The 20130-nt window shown below is 47.5% G+C and carries 15 protein-coding genes; 10 read left to right on the forward strand and 5 right to left on the reverse strand.

Annotated elements, in window-relative coordinates; genetic code table 11:
• Nucleotides 1-382 precede the first annotated feature (382 nt).
• The gene (locus ACE1CD_RS09400; RefSeq protein WP_374823455.1) at nucleotides 383-1186 is read left to right on the forward strand and encodes a pentapeptide repeat-containing protein; all 804 of its coding nucleotides are present in this window, start codon (nucleotides 383-385) and stop codon (nucleotides 1184-1186) included.
• 106 nt (nucleotides 1187-1292) lie between these two features.
• Here ACE1CD_RS09400 and ACE1CD_RS09405 read toward each other — a convergent pair whose 3' ends face one another.
• Entirely contained in the window at nucleotides 1293-5141 is a 3849-nt protein-coding gene (locus ACE1CD_RS09405; RefSeq protein WP_374823458.1) for a PAS domain S-box protein, read from the reverse strand.
• A gap of 374 nt (nucleotides 5142-5515) precedes the next feature.
• Here ACE1CD_RS09405 and ACE1CD_RS09410 point away from each other — a divergent pair, with 374 nt between their 5' ends.
• Nucleotides 5516-7342, forward strand: a complete 1827-nt coding sequence (locus tag ACE1CD_RS09410) for an aspartate kinase (protein WP_374823461.1) — start codon at nucleotides 5516-5518, stop codon at nucleotides 7340-7342.
• A gap of 249 nt (nucleotides 7343-7591) precedes the next feature.
• Here ACE1CD_RS09410 and ACE1CD_RS09415 read toward each other — a convergent pair whose 3' ends face one another.
• The 3 genes from ACE1CD_RS09415 to ACE1CD_RS09425 form a co-directional block, all read right to left on the reverse strand.
• Nucleotides 7592-7987: a phage holin family protein gene (locus ACE1CD_RS09415; protein WP_374798156.1), complete on the reverse strand. Its 396-nt coding sequence runs from the start codon at nucleotides 7985-7987 to the stop codon at nucleotides 7592-7594.
• A gap of 381 nt (nucleotides 7988-8368) precedes the next feature.
• Entirely contained in the window at nucleotides 8369-8728 is a 360-nt protein-coding gene (locus ACE1CD_RS09420) for a phage holin family protein (protein WP_374798154.1), read from the reverse strand.
• A gap of 173 nt (nucleotides 8729-8901) precedes the next feature.
• A complete protein-coding gene (locus ACE1CD_RS09425; protein WP_374798152.1) occupies nucleotides 8902-9573 on the reverse strand; it encodes a biopolymer transporter ExbD in 672 nt (223 codons plus the stop codon).
• Here ACE1CD_RS09425 and ACE1CD_RS09430 point away from each other — a divergent pair.
• A complete protein-coding gene (locus ACE1CD_RS09430) occupies nucleotides 9560-9715 on the forward strand; it encodes a hypothetical protein (RefSeq protein WP_374798150.1) in 156 nt (51 codons plus the stop codon). The two genes, ACE1CD_RS09425 and ACE1CD_RS09430, sit on opposite strands and share 14 nt — an antisense overlap.
• Before the next feature lie 7 nt (nucleotides 9716-9722).
• Here the strand turns inward: ACE1CD_RS09430 and ACE1CD_RS09435 are convergent, their stop codons facing one another.
• A complete protein-coding gene (locus tag ACE1CD_RS09435; protein ID WP_374798232.1) occupies nucleotides 9723-10487 on the reverse strand; it encodes a MotA/TolQ/ExbB proton channel family protein in 765 nt (254 codons plus the stop codon).
• A 217-nt stretch (nucleotides 10488-10704) separates the two neighbouring features.
• Between ACE1CD_RS09435 and ACE1CD_RS09440 the strand changes: the two genes are divergently transcribed.
• From ACE1CD_RS09440 to psbM, 7 genes are all read left to right on the forward strand, one after another.
• Complete coding sequence (locus ACE1CD_RS09440) at nucleotides 10705-11025, forward strand: YkvA family protein (RefSeq protein WP_374798148.1); 321 nt, start codon at nucleotides 10705-10707, stop codon at nucleotides 11023-11025.
• 482 nt (nucleotides 11026-11507) lie between these two features.
• Nucleotides 11508-12080, forward strand: a complete 573-nt coding sequence (locus ACE1CD_RS09445; protein ID WP_374823464.1) for a PadR family transcriptional regulator — start codon at nucleotides 11508-11510, stop codon at nucleotides 12078-12080.
• 7 nt (nucleotides 12081-12087) lie between these two features.
• A complete protein-coding gene (locus ACE1CD_RS09450) occupies nucleotides 12088-13839 on the forward strand; it encodes an efflux RND transporter periplasmic adaptor subunit (protein ID WP_374823467.1) in 1752 nt (583 codons plus the stop codon).
• 325 nt (nucleotides 13840-14164) lie between these two features.
• The gene (locus ACE1CD_RS09455; RefSeq protein ID WP_374823499.1) at nucleotides 14165-17338 is read left to right on the forward strand and encodes an efflux RND transporter permease subunit; all 3174 of its coding nucleotides are present in this window, start codon (nucleotides 14165-14167) and stop codon (nucleotides 17336-17338) included.
• 124 nt (nucleotides 17339-17462) lie between these two features.
• Nucleotides 17463-19142, forward strand: a complete 1680-nt coding sequence (locus ACE1CD_RS09460; protein ID WP_374823470.1) for a TolC family protein — start codon at nucleotides 17463-17465, stop codon at nucleotides 19140-19142.
• 171 nt (nucleotides 19143-19313) lie between these two features.
• On the forward strand, nucleotides 19314-19619 hold the full coding sequence (locus ACE1CD_RS09465) for a 2Fe-2S iron-sulfur cluster-binding protein (RefSeq protein ID WP_374823502.1): 306 nt from the start codon (nucleotides 19314-19316) through the stop codon (nucleotides 19617-19619).
• Nucleotides 19620-19938: 319 nt separating this feature from the next.
• Entirely contained in the window at nucleotides 19939-20058 is a 120-nt protein-coding gene (psbM, locus tag ACE1CD_RS09470; RefSeq protein ID WP_374823473.1) for a photosystem II reaction center protein PsbM, read from the forward strand.
• Nucleotides 20059-20130 lie beyond the last annotated feature (72 nt).

The raw sequence follows: 20130 nt of genomic DNA on the forward strand, positions 1-20130 counted from the left end.
TGGGTGTAAAATGAAGGTATTAAATTCATTTTTTTCATTAGTTAGGTCTACTTGAGAATAGCAGACCTATTTTTTTTTGACAACAATCGGTCAACCCCGCACGCAGTAAGGGGTTGACCGATTGTTGTCTCCCCCCCAGGGCTTTTTTACTCTTGCAATTGTGACTAACTTTATGGCAATTTATATTATTACCATTAGTTGATAATATTTTATCCGCTGTAGAGCATATTGGAAAGTCAGAAAAAGTAACAAAAAAGTAACAAAAAAGTAATATCGGTGGTTATTTAGCTAAAATATATGTTTGGTGACGACAGCCGGGGACAACCACTTCTGCCATAGTATAGACGAAACTTGATACTCCACTACTGAGGAAATATGACGCATGACTGTTGACGAAGCTCTAGAGATTGTCGAAACGGCGCTAGATTACCAAGGCTTAAACAAAGTTCAAGAGCTAGTGTTTCGTCAATCCTGGAAAGGAGAATCTTATGCGGAAATTGCTAAAAGCAGTGGGTATAACTCTGATTATATCAAAGCTGCTGGCTATGAACTATGGAAGCTATTATCAAAAGCATTGGGTGAGAAGGTAAAAAAAGATAATATCAAGCCTGTTTTGAAGCGATATCTACGACAAAACAAAGTGAATTCACAGCGGAATCTAACCATTGAAGTGAACCTCAGCGGAGCAAATTTAAGTGGAGCCAATCTGAATGGAGCTAGAGTAGTTGCAAACTTCATTGAAACAGATTTATCTCAGGCTGTTTCTCCCAAAGCAATTATGCTGGATGATAACACTGAATTAGATGAAGAGGAACAGAAGCAGGAAAATCAGGCTGACTCGGAAGAGCAAATATATTACTGGAATGATTGGCAATTTCGATCGCATTCAGAGGTAAAAATTGCTGAAGCACTCGATCGCACAAACGTCCTGTTTTTTCCTAACACCAAAGCGCGACTGATAACAGGGGAAGGAAGACAAAGCCAAGCAGCTAATTTTCTCATTTTCCACCAAGGCAAGTGGGGTATTCTGAAAGTATCTAATCCAGATATAACCAATGATGAAGAAAGCGATCGCACTTTTCGATCGCATGGCATTTGCATCATCCAAAATTACGATACAACCAGATGCGACGATGAACCCGAGCGAGTCGTGCAAGAGTTTTTGGAATTAATGAATCAATCTTAAATTATGACGATCGCTTCTTTTTAAATCTCTATTCAAAACTTCATTTACTAACATTTTCTCCCGCACTCCCGCACTCCCGCACTCACCCACTCCCCCACTCCCCCACTCACCCATTTTTAATTTTCACAAGCTGAACGATCGCACCTACCAACTCATCAGCATCTATCGGCTTGGCTAAATGCCTATCAAAACCGGCAGCAAGAACCTTTGTACGGTCTGTTTCCATCGCATATGCCGTCAGCGCCACAGCCGGAAGCATACCCCCAGCCTGGGACTGCAAAGCCCTTACCTTGCGGATGAGATCGTAACCATCCTCGTCGGGCATTCCGATATCGCTGACCAGCACATCCGGATTCCATTCTGCCAACGCTTCCAGTGCCGAACTAACTGATGTCGCAGCCTTGACTTGAGCGCCATATTGTGATATGGCAACTTTCAGAAACTCTAGCGTATCCGGCTCATCATCAACGACGAGTACCCGCACGCCGGAGAGGGGGGGAGTAGGGGAGAGGGGGAGAGGGGAAGTAGGGGAAGAATTTGGTTCTCTGGCTATTTTGGTTTCTTCCAGAAGTGGCAGATAAACCGTGAAAGTTGCGCCCAGTCCTTCTCCGGCACTTTCTGCTTTGACTGTACCACCGTGCAATTCTACCAGGTGACGGACAATTGCCAAACCGAGTCCCAGTCCACCGTGCGCCCTTGTGGTTGTGCTATCGGCTTGGCGAAAGCGATCGAACACATAAGGCAGAAATTCGGTACTGATACCTTTGCCGGTATCGCTTACCGCGATCTTGGCATAGGATCTTGCAGATTGATTGAATTTCCAATTAAAGATTTCAGATTGCAGAGATAAAGCAGAATTTTTGTGTTCGATTTGCCATCTTAAATCTGAAATCTGCAATTCCTTGAGTCTCACCTCCACCCTTCCCCCAGAAGGCGTAAACTTAATCGCATTGGAGAGCAAATTCCACACAACTTGCTGCAAACGGTTGAAATCACCGGATACCAAACAACCCCTATCTTGGCAGAGCAACTTAAGTTCGATACCCTTATCTTGAGCAGAGGGACGTACAGCTTCAGTTGCGGCTTCCATAACAGCAAGCAAATCGATCGGATGGAGACTTAGAGAAACTTTACCTCGCAGCATTCGCGAGACATCCAACAAATCTTCGATCAATTCACTTTGCGATCGCGCATTGCGTTCGATCGTCTCCAGAGCGCGATCGCTCGTTGCTGGATCGAACTTACGCTTCCGTAGCAGAGTTGCCCAACCCAGTATCGCATTCAAAGGCGTCCGCAACTCATGCGAGACGATCGCCAAAAACTCATCCTTGATCCGATTTGCCTCTTGAGCTTGTGTGTACAGCCGCGCATTGTCAAAAGCCAAAGCAGCGCGGTAAGCCAAATCCTCTGCCAAAGCTAGATCGCTTGGCTCATACCGACGCCGCGACTCTGTACCAGTAAAAGAAATTACACCCAGCGTTCGCCCCCGCGCCACCAAAGGCACCACTACCAACGATTTGGGAGCGAGTTCGCCCATAAACCGATAACGATCGACATCGCTCCCCTGCGCCTCAAAGAACTTAAAAATATTGCCTTCTGAGCCTGCTTCAGAAGCCACATTAAACAAGTTGGGTGTATAGTTGCAAACATCTTCAATCAGCAACGGTTGACCGCTACGCAGCACTTGCGCTACCGGCGCATTCGAGTTGGAGTCAAGCGGGTAGGATTGCAATTCCTCAAACAGTCTTTCTGGCGATCGATCTTTGTGGGCAAAAGCTACCCGGCGGATCTGCCCCCCATCCTCCAACACGAAAATAGCGCAGTAGTCCGCCAGGTACGGCACAGCCAAACGCGCTACACTTCTCAGTGTCGTCTCGTAGTCAAGTGTTGCCGTTAGCACTTTACTAGCTTCTGCAAGAAACCGCTGTGCTTCTTCTGCTCGATGCAGTTTAGTAATATCGCGTCCCACCCCAACAAGTCCGATCACTTCCCCATCACCATTTCGTAACGGCGATACGGAAGTTTGACAATATTCAGTGCCATTAGCGCTGGGGAACGACCACTCATAGATCGCCGTTTCTCCAGCCAGCGCCCTTTGATTGGCTTCTTCGTGAATTGCCGCCGCTTCCTCACCTAAAATCTCGCGGGGAGTCTTGCCCAAAAAGAATTCCGGTTTAACGCCCGTCTTTTCCCACCAAGAGCCGAAAACACCAGTATGGCGCTGTTCTCGATCCAAAGTGAAGACGATATCCTGCATGGAATTAACGAGAGTTCGGAACCTTTCTTCGCTTGCTTGCAGGGCTTCCTTTGCCCGCTTGCGATCGGTAATGTCGTAAAAAGTCATGATTCCAGCAACGATCGCCCCTTCGTAGCTGTAGATTGGGGTAGAGCTGACGCGCATTATCCCCCAGCTACCATCACCGCGCTGGAAATTAATCTCCTCATCGGTGATCACCTCACCAGTAGAGATCGATCGCGCTAAAGGCCATTCTTCGGGTGCGTAAAGTCGTCCATCAGGATGGAAACCCCTGTAATTCTTGTGGTATTGCAGAATACTATCAGCTTCTAGAAAAGGCTGACGCCAAATTTTCTCCACCAACTTATTGCCTAGAAGTAACCTTCCCGAAGGTGCTTCAGCGATGATGGCAGCTGCCGGCATCTGCTGCAACACAGCTTCTAAGAGTGCCTGTTCGCTTTCGAGGAGTTTAATTAATTTTTGGCTTTTTACTTGTGCCCGTTTGCAATCGCTGATATCTGCAATTGCAGCGATTGTACCGGATATATTACCTTTAGCATCGTACATTGGTGCCGCCCAGATGGAAACGTCTATTGCCGCACCAGATTTTTTCTGCCAACGCACTTCCTTAGATGTGAAATTTTCGATTTCTTGCCATCCTAAATCTAAAATTACCGAGCTAATATCTAATGGGACTTCTTGTGCGCTCCAGCCAAATATACGTTCGGCAGATGGACTCCACATTTTGAGCTTCCCTTGCACATCAAGAGCAATAATGGCTAGGGGTGAAGCTTGAATGATGCACTCCAATCTTTGATTGCTTTCTAGCAGCGCTGACTCAGTTTGTCTGAGCTTAGTGATGTCGCGTGTAATGCTCAAAACATATTCGATCGCACCATTTTTGTCAAATTCAGGCACGAGCCGCGATTGATAGTATTGAGTTGCTTCTGTGGCGCGAAATTCGTACTCGATAACGCGCTCTTCGACCGTTGCAAATACGTATTGAAGATGATTTTCCCAGAAAGAACAAATCTCCTCTGGCATCCCTAAATCACGATTCGTTTTGCCGATAAATTTTGATGCTGGTATTCCCGTTGCTTGTTCTACTGCTGAGTTAACATAGACGTGGCGGAATTCTTGATCGAAACGAGCCATAATATCCGGCGAAATCTCCACCAGCGCCTTGAATTCTCGTTCGCTTGCGTGTAATTTTTCGTCTTCCTGGAGTTGCGTTTCCTTGATAGCAGCGAACACACCACCCACTTTGCCCGTTTCATCCCAAATTGGACTGCAACAAAAAGTGAAGTAGTGCTGCTTTGCATCACCGTTGCTATCTGGGGACAGCACAAGCTTTTCCGACTGGATAACCTTACCTTCCTTGAGAACTGCTTCCACTATTGGGCCGATCGTTTCCCATTTGTCTGACCAGCAGCAATGCCCCGGCTGTCCCAAAGCGCGATCTTGTTTTGCTGTACCCAGTATCGGGCCGCAAGCATCATTGTAAAATTGGATGAATTCTGGCCCCCACCAAACGATCGTCGGGAAAGGAGAAGCCAAGCAGATGCACGCAGATGTTCGCAAACTCGCCGACCAAGTTTCTACAGGGCCAAGAGGAGTAGCCGACCAGTCAAGCGATCGCATCAGTTTACCCATTTCCCCGCCATCAGGGAAAATTTCCTTGAATAAATTTGTCTTCATAGGTTCGGGCAAACTATCCATATGCCACCCTCCTTCTTATATATTGGCCGATTCGGCCTTACGCCATACCCGATGCAGCTGCTAGGCGAGTCCTTACTAAGAGTGCGATCGTTTAAAGCGCTAACTTTCTTCTTTATTGTTTATTATTGTTTCCCCAGACGGGTAAATGTGTCTTTTCATACTCTCTCAAGATTTTGATAAACAAAAACGAAGTTACACTGATACCCTCTTGCATAGTCTGGTAAGTTAAATTAGTCGATCGCTATTTAACGCCTCTATTCGAGCTGGTGAAGCGGCGATATTTTTCAGCCGCAGCAGCAGCCAACTATAAAACTCTGTCAGGTTTTGCGCTTCAATGGGTCAAGAAAGCAGGAGGCTCTTGGGAAAATAAAATTATGGCACTAATTGTTCAAAAATACGGTGGCAGTTCAGTTGGGTCGGTGGAACGCATCCAAGCAGTAGCCCAGCGCGTCTGGAAAGCAGCCCAAGCTGGCAACTCTCTGGTAGTAGTTGTTTCAGCAATGGGCAAAACTACCGACGGTCTGGTGAAACTAGCTTACGAAATTTCCACCAATCCCAACCGCCGGGAAATGGATATGCTACTTTCGACAGGCGAACAAGTTTCGATCGCACTCCTCAGTATGGCATTGCAGGAGTTGGGACAACCGGCGATTTCCCTGACCGGTACCCAAGTTGGCATTGTTACCGAAGCCCAACACACCCGCGCCCGCATTCTGCGAATTGAAACCGATCGCATCGAGCGTCACCTCAAAGAAGGTAAAGTAGTTGTCGTCGCCGGTTTCCAAGGCATCACCAGTACGGAAGAATTGGAAATTACCACTCTGGGGCGCGGCGGGTCAGACACTTCTGCCGTCGCCTTGGCAGCGGCACTATCTGCTAGCTGTTGCGAAATTTACACCGACGTACCGGGCATTTTGACAGCAGACCCCCGCATTGTCCCGGATGCCCAACTGATGTCGGAAATTACCTGCGATGAAATGCTGGAATTGGCTAGTTTGGGCGCGAAAGTGCTGCATCCCAGAGCAGTGGAAATTGCCCGCAACTACGGCGTCCCTTTAGTAGTACGTTCTAGCTGGAGTGACGAACCGGGCACCTGGGTAACTTCCAATATACGTCAAAAACGAGCTTTGGCAGATCTGGAACTCGTCCGTCCGGTAGATGCGGTGGAATTCGATACCGATCAAGCTAAAGTCTCACTGCTGCGAGTACCCGATCGTCCGGGAATAGCAGCGCGACTGTTTGGCGAAATTGCCTCGCAAGAGTTAGAAGTTGACTTGATTATTCAATCAATTCACGAAGGCAATTCTAACGATATCGCTTTTACTGTCAGCAAAGGCGTTCTCAAAAAAGCCGAAGCTGTAGCAGCTGCCATTGCACCCGTCCTGCGAGGTAACAGTTCCAAACTGGAAGAAGCGGAAGTAATGGTAGACGGGAAAATTGCCAAAGTCAGCATCGTCGGTGCCGGTATGATCGGTCGTCCCGGTGTAGCGGCGCAAATGTTCGCCACTCTAGCAGATGCGGGAATCAACATTCAAATGATTTCCACTTCGGAAGTGAAAGTCAGTTGCGTAGTGGATGCGGATGATTGCGATCGCGCAATTGCCGTGCTTTGTGCCACCTTCGATGTTAACTGTTCTCCAGTCGAAGCGATCGACACACAATTGAAACATCATTCTGCTGTTCCCCCCTCATCTTCCCCCATTCGTGGCGTGGCGCTAGATCTCAATCAAGCGCGTGTAGCGATCCGCCACATCCCCGATCGTCCCGGTATGGCAGCGCGATTGTTCCAACAATTAGCAAAGCATAATATCAGCGTCGATACGATCATCCAATCGCAACGCTGTCGTATCGTCGATGGCAGCCCCAGACGAGATATCGCCTTTACCGTGGCGCGAGGTGATGCCGAAGCTGCTAAAAGAACGCTGTCAGAGGCAGTTGCCAACTTAGGGTGCGGAGATATTGTAGTAGATAATGCGATCGCCAAAGTCAGCGCTGTCGGTACAGGAATGGAAAGACAGGCGGGAGTCGCAGCACGTTTATTTGAAGCACTGGCAAAACATCAAATCAACATTCAAATGATTGCCACCTCCGAAATTAAAATTAGCTGTGTGGTCGCCCAAGAACAAGGCGTTACAGCCTTGCAAGCCATCCACGCTGCTTTCGGACTTGCCGGTACTCAAAAAATCGAAGTTCCCGCTTAATAATATCATCTCCCGTAGCATCGGTTGCCCAAAAAATCGCTTTCTTATCTGCGTTTATCTGCGTTTATCTGCTTAATCTGCGGTAAAAATTTAGCCTCCAATTCCCACAGATAACCTTTCGCATCACTAATCTAATACCGATGCAACCAGACACCCTAGAAACCCGGTTTCTTCAAGAAACCGGGTTTCTTTGTAAGTCAGCTAAAAAGGACTGTAAATATTTTTTGTCAATCTAGTATAAGCAGGCACTTACGCAATTGCTGCCGGTTGACCGACAACAAAACTTGTAATTAAACTGCTTACCAAAGAAAGCGCGATCGCCACAAATACAGCACTCATTATTCCCTTTTCCAAACGGAAGCCAGTCACGAATCTAGCCGCTAAAGTCAAAGCGATCGCATTGATAAAAAATGAAAACAAACCCAATGTGAATACCTTCGCAAAAAATCCGTAGATGCCAAATGTGAAGAAATTAGGTACTGTCAACACGAAAAATGCAATCAGCGAATTGATAATCCCGAAAACCGCTGCTGAAATATAAGCTATACCAGGGTTATCAATTTCAATCCCCAACGGCAGTTTGGTCAGAATCAGCAAACTAGAAGCTGTGATTAGCCAAGTTACCAAAATATCAACGAAATCCATATTGAAACTTCCTCCGATCTATCCATAATTTGGCGAGTAACATTTAAAGCCGCGCCAAATTACGCAGTTTTTAGTTGAGGCGCAATCAAAACACCTTCAATAACCACCTTAACTAGGCCAGAGCGAATATTCCATCTGCTCATTGGCATAAATAGATCTACCTCTAAAGGTCGGAGTTGACTAATAGCTATGTTTCCATGAAGCGAACTAGAATCTTCTCATCCAAAATATGCTTCGATAACCCTTTTATTTTGTCCGCCTTTTGTCTTCATCTTTCCTTCGCGTTCTTCACGTCTACCCTGCGGGAAGGCTGCGCCTATGGCGGTTCGTAAAAAAGGGGTATAGAAGCCGATTTGCGATCCTAGCTAATGACTGAGATAATTAATAAATCAATCTAAAAATCAAGGAATTGATAAAGCCGAGTGCGATCGCACCCAGAAAAGCACTCCAGAAACCCCAGCGCAAGCGAAATCCTTCTACTAACCAAGCGGCCAATCCAAAAATGATGGCATTGATTGCAGCTAAAAATAGCCATTGCAACAAAAATAAAGTCAGTAAGTTCGGCACAAAAAACAAAACTTTTAAAACCGGCTGTAAAAGAGCATTTAAAATCCCAAAAACTGCTGCCGAAGTCAACGCCTTATTAAATCCATCGATTTCCACTCCCAGCGGCAATTTAGAAATAATGAACAAGCTCACAGCCGTGACCAGCCAAGCAATCAAAATGGCAATTAAATTCATAGAAAAACTCCTTTTAAAACTTGACAATGACGAATCTAAATTCAAACCAAAAAATTATCTGAGAAAACACAAAAATGTATCTATCTTCCGGAATAGATATAGCAACCGCTGTCGTCAGCCAGGACATTCTTAATTCCTTCCAACCCCGACGCCCGACGCCATAGCCCGTAGTTTCAAGGAGATGGAGGCTTGGCAGGATCTGCTGAAGTTCCGGGAGTCGGCACTGTTGCTGGTGTTTCGGGAACAACTCCGGAAGGCGGAACAGTAGGCGTTAAAACTCCACTACCGGGAACAGAAGGATTAAGCGTTCCCGGTGGCTGTGCGGGGTTGGGCGTCGCGTAGGGGTTGTAGGGATTGTAAGGGAGGGTATTTGTGCCTGAGTTTGGCGTCAAACCAGGAGTATTTGTAGTGGGTGGAGTGAGTCCGGGGGAATAAGGTGTTAAACCAGGAGTAGGAGAAGGAACTGGTGAATCGATCGCTCGATCGGGCGTATCCGGTAGGGTTGCTAAGGCGACGCGATCGCCCCCTACCAGCCGCATTTTATCCAGAACTTGCACCACATCGTTGTAAAAAGCTGTCTTGGAAGCATATAGAACCATCGTCCCTTCCGGATTGGTCTGGCGATATTCCCGCAATTTTTGTTCCAAATTCTCTGGCGTCACCAGTTCATTTTCTACATAGATTTGATTAAACGGATTGATACTGACAATTAACAGCTGGCGCGTCTGCGCTGTCGTCGCGCTGCTGCTAGCTTTAGGCAAATCGACGCTAATTGCTTGCTGACGAGTGAATTGCAAAGCAGCCAGGATAAAAAACGTGAGGATACAAAAAATGACATCAATCAAAGGGATTAGCTCAATTTTGATGTCATCGGATGGGGAGTCAAGATTAATCTTCATTCTGCAAGCGGGGCTAGAGTGGAAATGTACGGAATTGGAGAGTGCGATCGGTCAAAACAAAAATAGCAATACCCTGCGGTCTGCCTGACTGGACACTATTCGGCATCCTCAATGGCATTAGCACTGTCCAGCTTTGGCTTTGGCTTTTCGCGAGAGCTGCTATTGTTGTAGCTGGCAGGATGGCGATCTTCTAGTTGTAAGCGCGACCAAAACTGTCGATATAGCAACTCTAATTCATTGCCAGATTTACGAAAAATTTTGACTTGGTTGAATAAAAAAAGTTGAAACAAGCGGTAGAATGCCAGACTGAAAATTGCTACCACCAATCCGCTAGCCGTACTGATTAAAGCTTGACCGATACCCAAAGTTGCCTCAGATGCCGCCGCCGTTCCAATATCGCTAATCCGAAGGTCGCGCAGGGAGACAATTAAACCCCAAACCGTGCCGAAAAGTCCCAGTAGGGGTGCCAAGGCAATCACCGCTTCTAAGATTTTGTCGCCTCGGCGCATCGCACCCAACTCTTCTTCCGCCGCTGTTTCCAGTGCGAGTTTAAACACTTCCGGTTCAGGTTGGGGCAAGCGTAAGGGGGCATACATAAAGCGCCCGATCGGTTTATTCGATGACCGTCTGGCAATTTCCGCCGCAGTTTCCCAATCTTGAGAAGCAGCATCCAGAACGCGGTTGACAATATCTTTTTCCTTAGTCAGAATTTTTGTCCAGAACCACAGACGTTCCAGGATCACGGTCAGCGACAAAATTGAGAGTACCAGCAACGGCCACATTGCCGGCCCGCCGTCCCTAAAAAGTTCGAGATTGTATATTTGCTTAAGAATCTCATCCACAGTTTTCGTTTCCTCCATTCGTACTTCGTCGCTATGCTCGTCCTGCCGGTTAACACCAGTTTGGGGCAACTCAATTTTAAAGAAATGAGGCGCTACCGGTGCGGTCATCACCTTCGTTCAATTCAGAAAAACCCTCAAACTCCTCCAAAACAGCCCAACATAGCTAATTGCGGATATCCGCACCCACAGCCGCTGAGGTATTTGCCACAATAAAAAGTAACTAGAGGCTACAAAAATGAACTTCTCAATTCAATCACTTTATAACTGGTATCGCAACACCATTCGTAACCCCAAGTATCGCTGGTGGTTGATTTTAGGATCGTTGCTTTACCTTTTCAGCCCGATCGATATTGCACCTGATTTTATCCCCGTGATTGGGCTAATTGACGACGCTGCAATTATGACGCTGCTGGTTTCAGAAGTATCCCAGCTGTTAATCGATCACGTCAAATTGCGTCAAAGTCAGAATCCAGCTAACTCCTCCGAAAATAATGCTTCTGCCCCATCTTCAGTTGAAGATAAAGTTGTTGACGTAGAAGCTGTTTCGGTCAAATAGCGATAACGAAAATCTCAAAACTGAATCATATCATCGTTGTGTGAGCCAATGCGCTTGTTAGTGTTTTTCTCTCCTACTCAGCTCTAGCAAGACCCAATCTACAGAACCAAGATGTCAATTCCTCCCAGTCAATCTGACGGGGAGGTATTTGTTTTTGTAGCACTTGCCGTTCACTTTCTTCCTGGCAGAAGATCGCGATCGTTCTTTTTTCCTTCCCCTTCCCTCTCCCTCTCCCCTCTCTTCCTTGTTTCTCCCTTCCGATAAAAATTCACCCTATTGGGCGACCCAAGGGTAGGAGGTATTCATCTAGCGGCTAGTAGGAAGATGAATCTTTAGAGGGAAGCACTAACAGAGCATTTTTTTAGAACTTGGTAGTGTTACTGTTTCTAGTCAGTACCGTGCTTACCAAAAGTTAACCTTCTTCCAGCCAAGGATGTTAAATTATCAGCATACCTTTTGCCTGGTATATCAGACCAATATATATGCTTGAGTTAGCTACCCTGGGTCTACTTCTGCGCGAGCCACTGCATGGTTATCGGTTAAAGCAGCAACTGGAGTTGTTTATGAGTAGCTGCATCAGCGTCAACTATGGAGCCATATATCCTTTGTTGCGGCGTCTAGAAGAGAGTGGCTATATAGTAACACTAGGCCAAGGACCCGGAGAAGCAGGCCCAAGCCGCAAAACTTATGGAATTACCGCCACGGGGCGCGATCGCTGGCGGCAAAAAATGTTGGAACATCCACATGAGAGCTGGGTCAACACTCGCTCTCGCTTTACGATCAAGTTTTTCTTTTTTAGCAATTTAGAATCCGCAGAGCGGGACAAGCTACTCGAACACCGCTTAATGGTTTGTCGGCTGCGTCTGGAAAGCCTGGAGATAGAACCGATGCCAGCAGATCGCTACCAGTCAGACACTTGGAAGAGACACTTTGCTATGCTCCAAGACGAAATTAACTGGCTGCGATCGCAACTACGCAAAGAGCAGAATGGCCCAGGAGCAGAGGAAGATTTACGGATAATTACCAGCAATCAGCGCTCTTGTCAATTAAGTTAGGAAAATCATGCACCACCAGAAAACTTCGCAACCGACCAATGGCAAGTATGCCAGCACATCAATTCTTCAGGAGGAGGTGCCATCGGATGTAAACAGCGAGCAAATTGTGGAGGAAAATTGGAGCGAAGCACCTCAGTCCCAGCCTCCAGCGACAAAAAATTGGAGCGTTATCTATAACATTTTGGCAGCGATCGTTCTGTTAGGGGCGGTCGGAGTCGGTTGGCGGTGGTGGCAGACTCAACAACCAGCTTCATCTCCACCACCAACAGCCGCAGCCAGACCGATGGGAGTCCCCGTCAAACTCGCGCCTGTAGAGACAGCCACTCTGCAAGAAACTTCCGACTTTGTGGGCACATTAGAGTCCCAGCGATCGGTACAAGTGCGATCGGAAACCGAGGGACAGGTAATCCAAATTTATGTAAAACCGGGAAACTTGGTGCGCCAAGGCGAAATCATCGCTCGCCTCAAAAGCGATCGAGCCCAAGCCTCTCTAAATCAAGCAAAAGCAGGCTTAGAGCAAGCACAAGCCCGCCTTAGAGAACTAAAAGTCGGTAGTCGCCCAGAAGAAATTGCCCAAGCCCAAGCCCGCGTATCCCAAGCCGAAGCGCGTTTAGCAGAAGCCCAGTCCGGGAGTCGTCCGGAAGAAATTGCCCAAGGCAGAGCCCGTTTAGCCCAAGCCGAAGCGCGTTTAGCCCTAGCGCGTGCAGGTACTCGTCCCGAAGAAATCGCCCAAGCAAAAGCTCAAGTCGATGCAGCTCGCGCTTCCGCCTTCCTCACCGGAGAAAGAACAAATCGATATAGCCAACTAAGACAGCAAGGTGCGATTTCCCAAGACCGACTCGATCAAACCCTTGCAGAAGACCGCAGTGCCCAAGCGAACTTGCGAGAAGCCGAACGGCGTCTCATCCAGCTGCAAAACGGCACTCGTTCCGAGGAAATTGCCCAAGCAGAAGCAACCGTTCAAGAAGCGCGACAAGCTTTAGTGCAGTTACAAAAAGGGCCGCGATCCGAACAGATCGATAGCCTCAAAGCAGCCCTAGAACAAGAAAAACAAGCCTTACAGCTGCTACAGAACGGTAGGCGTCCGGAGGAAATCGCCCAAGCAGAAGCCCAAGTTGCCCAAGCGCAAGCGCAAGTGCGATCGGCAGAAGTTCAACTGAACGATACTAGAGTCACTGCCCCCTTTGTTGGTGTCGTCGGTGACATTCCCGTCAAAGTGGGAGACTACTTAAGCAAAGCAGACATCCTGACGACGATTACCCAAAACCAATCCTTAGACCTAAATTTAGCAATCCCGATCGAACGTCAACCGCAATTGCGCTTGGGACTGCCAGTAGAATTACAAGGCGTAGAAGGTTCCTCTACCGGTCGGATCAGTTTTATCTCGCCAAAAGTCAATACCGAATCCCAATCTCTCCTTGCCAAAGCTACCTTTGATAATTCCAGGGGACAGCTGCGAGATGGACAATTTGTGCGAGCCAAAATCATTTGGAATACTCGCCCCAACACTGTCGTAGTACCCACAACCGCCATCATTTTTCAAGGTCAAGATCGATCCATCTACATAGCTGCACAGGGACAGCAAGGTTCCCAAGTAGCAAAACTGCAACCGATAAAACTCGGTTTAGTACAAGGCGACAAAGCCGAAGTTGTCGAAGGATTGCAATCGGGAACCCAAATTATCGTTTCCGGCAATCAAAAGTTAGCTGATGGCGCTCCTATAATGCCGCTTCCTTCCCAAGAGCAAAGTAGTAAGTGAGAAAAAAAGTCAAAAGTCAAAAGTCAAAAGTCAAAAGTCAATATTTAGAAAAAAGTGCTTCTTCCCTTTTTATTAGGCTGTATAGTTCGCGAGAACTTATACCAAATCCTGGTTGATTACCCCGGTTATTTTTTCCATCTTATTCTTGGCGTCTTGGCGGAGAGTTCACTCAGGGGGTAGTTAACCCGGAAGTATTACAGAGCCAAGAAAGCATTTCCAATTTCAATAATTATTGATTTGCGGCTGAATTTCGACTTTTGACTTTCGACTTTCGACTTTTGACTTTCGACTTTTGACTGAGTGACTTTTGACTTTTGACTTGCTTATGTTCACCCATTTCTTTATCAAAAGACCGGTCTTTGCTTCCGTGTGTTCCTTGCTAATAATTCTGGTGGGAGTAGTAGGTTACACCCGCTTACCGGTACAGGAATATCCGAGCATTGACCCGCCCGTAGTCAGCGTCAGCACCGTTTATCCGGGTGCTAACCCGCAAGTTGTAGAAACAGAAATTACGGAAATATTAGAAGCAGAACTGAACGGAGTTGAAGGAATTAAAACCCTGACTTCAGAAAGTCGAGAGTCAGTCAGCACAGTTACCCTTCAGTTTGAACTCAGCCGCAACCTAGAATCCGCAGCTCAAGACGTGCGCGATCGCGTGTCCCGCGTTACCGGCAGATTACCGGATGATGCGGAAGCGCCCGTAGTCAGCAAACAATCGGGCGATTCCTCACCCATTGTCTGGTTTGCCTTGTACGGCGAAAAATTTTCCACCTTGGAATTGAGCGATTATGCCGACAAGTTAATCGTAGACGCCCTAGAAACAGTGCCGGGAGTCAGCAGCGTCATTATTGGCGGCGAACGGCGCTATGCCATGAGGATCTGGCTAGATCCGCAGAAAATGGCGGCTAGAAATCTGACAGTTCTCGATGTCGAACAAGCACTGCGTCAGGAAAACGTAGAAATTCCTTCCGGTTTGGTAGAAGGAGAAACATCGGAATATTCTGTCCGCACCTTGGGGAGATTGCAAACACCGCCAGAATACGAAGCATTAGTTATCAAACGCAATCAAGATGGCACTCAAGTCACTCTCAAAGACATCGGCAGAGCCGAAATTGGAGCGGAAAACGAACGCTCCTTCGTGCGTTTCAAACAACAACCAGCAGTGGGTTTAGGTGTAGTGAAACTCTCCAACGCCAATACGCTGGATGTTGCTGAAGGTGCCAAAGAAAAGATGGAAGAACTTTCCCATAATTTTCCAGAGGGAATGAGTTACCAGATTGCTTTTGATAGTTCTGCGTTTGTGGAGTTGGCAATTGAAGAAGTTTGGGTAAGCCTTTATTTATCGATCGCACTCGTTGTCCTGGTCATATTTATTTTCCTGCGCGACTGGCGTGCCACCTTAATTCCCACAGTAACAATTCCCATTTCCCTGATCGGCGCTTTTGGGTTGATGTTTTTTATGGGATTTTCGGTGAACACGCTGACTTTGTTTGCGCTCACCCTGTCCACCGGTTTGGTGGTGGATGACACCATTGTGGTGCTGGAAAATATCGTGCGCTACATCGAAGAAAAGCGCATGGCTCCATTTCCAGCTACTTTTGAGGCAACAACAGAGGTGGTGTTTGCGGTTATTGCTACTACCGTGGTATTGATTGCGGTGTTTGTGCCGGTCGCCTTTGCTGCGGGTACAACCGGTCGTTTGTTCAACGAATTTGCCTTGACGATTGCCGGAGCGGTAGTATTTTCTTCGATCGCCGCTTTGACTTTAGCTCCCGCCATGTCGGCTAGGTTGCTCAAACCGTCCCATCGGGAAAACCCCACCCCCTACCCCTCCCCGTCCCACGGGGAGGGGAGAAGAGCGGAGGGGCAGAGGAGATTTGGTTTGAGATCGGTTTTCGCTCCCGTTTACTGGCTGCTGAACTTTTTTGAATGGGGGATAAACCGGACGCGGGATATATATGCTGCATCTCTGCGACTGCTAATGAAATTAAAATTAGCGATCGTCGTGTTGTTTTTGATCTCTTTGGCGGTGACAGCGTGGCTGTTTCAGCTTATCCCGGTGGGATTTTTACCAAACGAAGACCGAGGTGCGATTTTAACGGTTGTGCGAGGGCCGCAGGGTGTTACCCTCAACTACACAGACAAAGTGATGCAGCAGGTGGAAAATGTTTTGAGTCAGGTTCCCACGATCGAGAGTTACTTTGCCATTGGTGCTTTTGGAGGCGGTTCTGGGGTAGGGCAAGTTAATCAGGGATTTGTGTTTAGCAGACTCAAACCTTGGCAAGAGCGTCCACAGCCTTCTCAATCGCAACAAGCTACAATCGGTCAGCTTTTCGGTCGATATATGCAAATCACGGACGCTTTGGTGATTCCAATTAATCCTCCCGCTTTACCAGGGGCGGGATTCAGTCAGCCGGTGCAGTTTGTGTTGCAAGGGAATAATTTAGAAACGCTGGCACAAGAAGCGGATAAGTTAGCTCAAAAAGCGCGACAGTTGCCCCAATTGGTGAACGTGGATACTGATTTAAGACTGAATAAACCAGAGTTGATTCTGACGATTAACCGGGAGCAAGCTGCTAATTTGGGTGTGTCGGTGCGAGATATTTCCCGCACGCTGCAAATTCTCTTGGGCGGACAAGAAATTACGAGTTTTAACCGGGAGAATCGGCGCTATGAGGTTGTCGTGCAAGCAGACGATCGCTTCCGCGCTTCTCCTGAGAATATTCGGGAGTTTTATGTGCGTTCCCAGCAGGGACAGATGATTCCGCTGACTAACTTGGTGAAGGTGACTCCTTCAACGACGCCTCCTCAAATCAATCACTTTAATCGATCGCGAGCTGCTACTATTTCTGGTAGTCCCGCTCCGGGTCAAAGTTTGGGTCAGGCTCTCGATGCTTTGCAGAATCTGGCGCAGCAGCAACTACCGACTGATATCCGCACTACTTTGTCGGGTGAGTCGCTGGAGTTTAAAGAAGCCGGTCAATCGACAATTTATATTTTCGGTCTGGCTTTAGCATTTATTTTCCTGGTTTTGGCTGCCCAGTTTGAAAGTTATATCGACCCTTTAGTGATTCTGTTAGCTGTACCCCTGTCGCTGTTGGGTGCTTTTGCGGCTTTGTTGCTGCGGGGTTTGGATTTAAATGTCTACAGCCAAATTGGTTTGATTATGCTGATCGGTTTGGTGACGAAAAACTCGATTTTGATCGTCGAATTCGCCAACCAATTGCGCCAAGAGCAGGATTTGCCGATCGCTAAAGCTGCTATTGAGGCTGGTTTGGTGCGGTTTCGTCCTATACTGATGACGGCTTTTTCCACTATTTTTGGCTTAATTCCACTGGCTATCGCTACCGGTGCCGGTGCTGCCAGCCGGGTTTCTTTGGGAATGACCGTCTTAGGGGGTATGCTAATTTCTACCTTCTTGAGCCTTTACATAGTGCCGGTGTTTTACGTCATCGCTACTTCGGCTCAAGCTCGGCTGATGAAAGGGCGTCGGGGTTAGGGATTAGGGGATAAGGAAAAAGGAAAAAATTAATTCTCTTGCTCCCCCGCTCTCCCGCTCTTCCGCTCTCCCCCGACGCCCTAGTTTGCACAAACCATCTAGGCAGCAAACGATTCTGAAATATATGCCAAAATTTCGTCATTTTGTGGTTGTGAGTGTGAGTGCTGCGTTAGCAGAGTTGACAACGATTTTCGGTAGCAGTACGCCTAGTTTTGCCCTTAGCAATGAGTTGTGTCGGGACGCAGCGTGCAATGTCTCGACATCCCACGATAACGGCGTGCTGATACAGGATCGTTTACCCAGCCGTCAAACTGGGGTAGAGCAGCATATCGTCAAAAATCAAGATAATGCTAATAATGCGTCATTAGGGGCGGATTTACAGATTGAAATATCAAACGATCGCTATAATGCTGCCGACAAAAGCCGATTAATCGCTCAAAATCGCGTCCCGGAAACTTTAGTCCCTAGCAATCTGCAACCCAATCCCAATCCTTTACAATTTCCGACTCGACCCGAAGAAGTGAATATAGAGGTGACGCAGCCCCTGACGCTGCAACAAGTTTTGGAACTGGCGCGGCGCAACAATCGACAGCTTCAGATTGCGTTGCTGGAGTTGGAACGGACGCGGGCGGCGCTGCAAGAGGCGCGGGCGGCTTTATATCCGACGGCGGATCTGCAAGTGGATGCAGCTGGTGGACGATCGACTCAGAGCGAACTGAGTATTGAGCGAGCAAATCGGCAAGGGGTAGATCAAATAGAAGAAGGCTCGTTTAGCATTAACGGAACGCTGGGATTGAGTTACGATCTGTTCACCGGCGGTCGTCGCGCTGCCCAAATTCGCGCAGCAGAAGAACAGGTGCGGAACAGCCAGCTGGAAGTGGAGCGTTTGAGCGAACAAACTCGTCTGGACATCACGAGTGCTTATTACGATTTGCAACAATCTGACCAACAAGTCCGCATTTCCCAGGCGGCTGTGGAGAACGCCCAGCAGAGTTTGCGGGATGCCCAATTACTGGAACGGGCTGGATTGGGAACTAAATTTGATGTCCTGCGTGCCCAAGTGCAGCTGGCTAATGAAAACCAAAATTTGATTCGCGATCGCTCTCAACAGCAAATCAATCGTCGCGTTCTGGCTCAGCTATTAAGTCTGCCCCAGTCTGTGAATCTTTCTGCTGCCGATCCGGTGGAAATTGCAGGTTTGTGGGATTTAACGCTGGAGCAAAGCATTATACAAGCTTTTCAGAACCGTGCGGAATTGCAACAGCAGTTAGCCCAAAGAAATATCAACCAAGAACTGCGACGCGCCGAGCTGGCTGCCCGCAAACCTCAGCTCAATTTATTCGCCAATTACAATGTTTTAGATGTATTTAACGACGGTCTTGGAATTGCCGATGGCTACTCTGTGGGAGCAAGGCTGCGCTGGAGTTTGTTTGATGGGGGATCTGCACAAGCTAGAGCTGCTCAGCGACAAGCTGACAAAGACATTGCCGAAACTCGCTTTGCCGATACGCGCAATCAAATCCGCTTGCAGGTAGAACAATCTTATTACCAGTTGCAATCGAACTTGGAAAATATTCAAACCTCTAATGTCGCCTTGGATCAAGCCAGGGAAGCTCTCCGTCTGGCACGTTTGCGCTTTCAGGCAGGTGTGGGCACCCAAACTGAGGTGATCGATGCCGAAACTGAGCTAACGCGGGCGGAAGGGAACCGGGTACGAGCTATTATCGACTACAATCGGGCACTGGCAAATCTGCAACGCGCTATTAGCAATCTTTCTAGCAGCGCTCCTGCTGTTTCTCGCTAACTTAGAATTTCGGCTCAGTTGACCGCCTGACAAGTAGCACGTCAGGCCAGTTTTGTCATAGCAGCGACATAATTTGTAATATTTCTTAAAATAAGGTAAATTTAAGTAAAATAATATGATAGCTATAAGGGGCTTGTGATTATGGAGACTTTGACGCAGAAGGCATCTCTAATGGGTAATATCAAATTTGTCAAGGAAAATACAGAAGTAGTTGTAGCCAGCGGTGCTAATTTAAGACAGAAAATGCTGGAAAATAAGATTGACCTTTACACATTCATGGGAAAAGCGATGAATTGTGGGGGTTACGGTCAATGCGGTACCTGCGTTGTAGAGATTGCTGAAGGGATGGAAAACCTTTCGCCGCGTACTGAGGTGGAAAATCGGAAACTGAAGAACAGGGGCCAAAATTGCCGTCTTGCTTGTCAAACTCTGGTAAATGGCCCTGTTAGCGTCGTTACGAAGCCGTCAAAACGTTAAGCCGATTGTTTGTTTTGAGCGCTTTGTGCTGCTAGTCAGGTATTTCTAGAGCGCAGTCCAGTACTTACAAAAACGAGGTTATTCTCATCCTTAAAGAAACCTAGTTTTTAGCGCCAAGTGCCAATACTGGACTGACACTAAATTCGCGTCTGCTACCTTCTTTTTCGGGTTCAATGTTCTTATCGATCTCCCCCGCTCCCCCACTCCCCCACTCCCCCACTCCCTCCTGTGAATAAAGAGGTAATAGCAGCGGATTAGGTATGACATTCTAGTGGTATCCTAGTGATGTAAAATTGCTGTGAAATAAAGGCTGGGGTTTATGCAAGTTAATGATTTAGGGTTTCTGGCAAGCATCCTGTTTGTGCTTGTGCCAAGTGTGTTTTTACTAATTCTGTACATTCAAACCAGTACCCGCGAAAGCGGTAACAAAGCTGATTGATGCAGCGCTGAGCAAAAATCCGCCAATAAAGAGAGTTTTGAGTTTTGAATCAGTTTATTTAACTCAAAACTC

Origin of the sequence: Aerosakkonema sp. BLCC-F183 (assembly GCF_041929145.1) — a bacterium.
Taxonomy (GTDB): Bacteria; Cyanobacteriota; Cyanobacteriia; order Cyanobacteriales; family Aerosakkonemataceae; genus Aerosakkonema.

What these genes read in the sequence shown, in the direction of transcription:
- ACE1CD_RS09400 (WP_374823455.1), top strand. Translation starts at nt 383, where the DNA reads ATGACTGTTGACGAAGCTCTAGAGATTGTCGAAACGGCGCTAGATTAC.
- ACE1CD_RS09405 (WP_374823458.1), bottom strand. Translation starts at nt 5,141, where the DNA reads ATGGATAGTTTGCCCGAACCTATGAAGACAAATTTATTCAAGGAAATT.
- ACE1CD_RS09410 (WP_374823461.1), top strand. Translation starts at nt 5,516, where the DNA reads ATGGCACTAATTGTTCAAAAATACGGTGGCAGTTCAGTTGGGTCGGTG.
- ACE1CD_RS09415 (WP_374798156.1), bottom strand. Translation starts at nt 7,987, where the DNA reads ATGGATTTCGTTGATATTTTGGTAACTTGGCTAATCACAGCTTCTAGT.
- ACE1CD_RS09420 (WP_374798154.1), bottom strand. Translation starts at nt 8,728, where the DNA reads ATGAATTTAATTGCCATTTTGATTGCTTGGCTGGTCACGGCTGTGAGC.
- ACE1CD_RS09430 (WP_374798150.1), top strand. Translation starts at nt 9,560, where the DNA reads ATGACATCAATCAAAGGGATTAGCTCAATTTTGATGTCATCGGATGGG.
- ACE1CD_RS09435 (WP_374798232.1), bottom strand. Translation starts at nt 10,487, where the DNA reads ATGGAGGAAACGAAAACTGTGGATGAGATTCTTAAGCAAATATACAAT.
- ACE1CD_RS09440 (WP_374798148.1), top strand. Translation starts at nt 10,705, where the DNA reads ATGAACTTCTCAATTCAATCACTTTATAACTGGTATCGCAACACCATT.
- ACE1CD_RS09445 (WP_374823464.1), top strand. Translation starts at nt 11,508, where the DNA reads ATGCTTGAGTTAGCTACCCTGGGTCTACTTCTGCGCGAGCCACTGCAT.
- ACE1CD_RS09450 (WP_374823467.1), top strand. Translation starts at nt 12,088, where the DNA reads ATGCACCACCAGAAAACTTCGCAACCGACCAATGGCAAGTATGCCAGC.
- ACE1CD_RS09455 (WP_374823499.1), top strand. Translation starts at nt 14,165, where the DNA reads ATGTTCACCCATTTCTTTATCAAAAGACCGGTCTTTGCTTCCGTGTGT.
- ACE1CD_RS09460 (WP_374823470.1), top strand. Translation starts at nt 17,463, where the DNA reads ATGCCAAAATTTCGTCATTTTGTGGTTGTGAGTGTGAGTGCTGCGTTA.
- ACE1CD_RS09465 (WP_374823502.1), top strand. Translation starts at nt 19,314, where the DNA reads ATGGGTAATATCAAATTTGTCAAGGAAAATACAGAAGTAGTTGTAGCC.
- psbM (WP_374823473.1), top strand. Translation starts at nt 19,939, where the DNA reads ATGCAAGTTAATGATTTAGGGTTTCTGGCAAGCATCCTGTTTGTGCTT.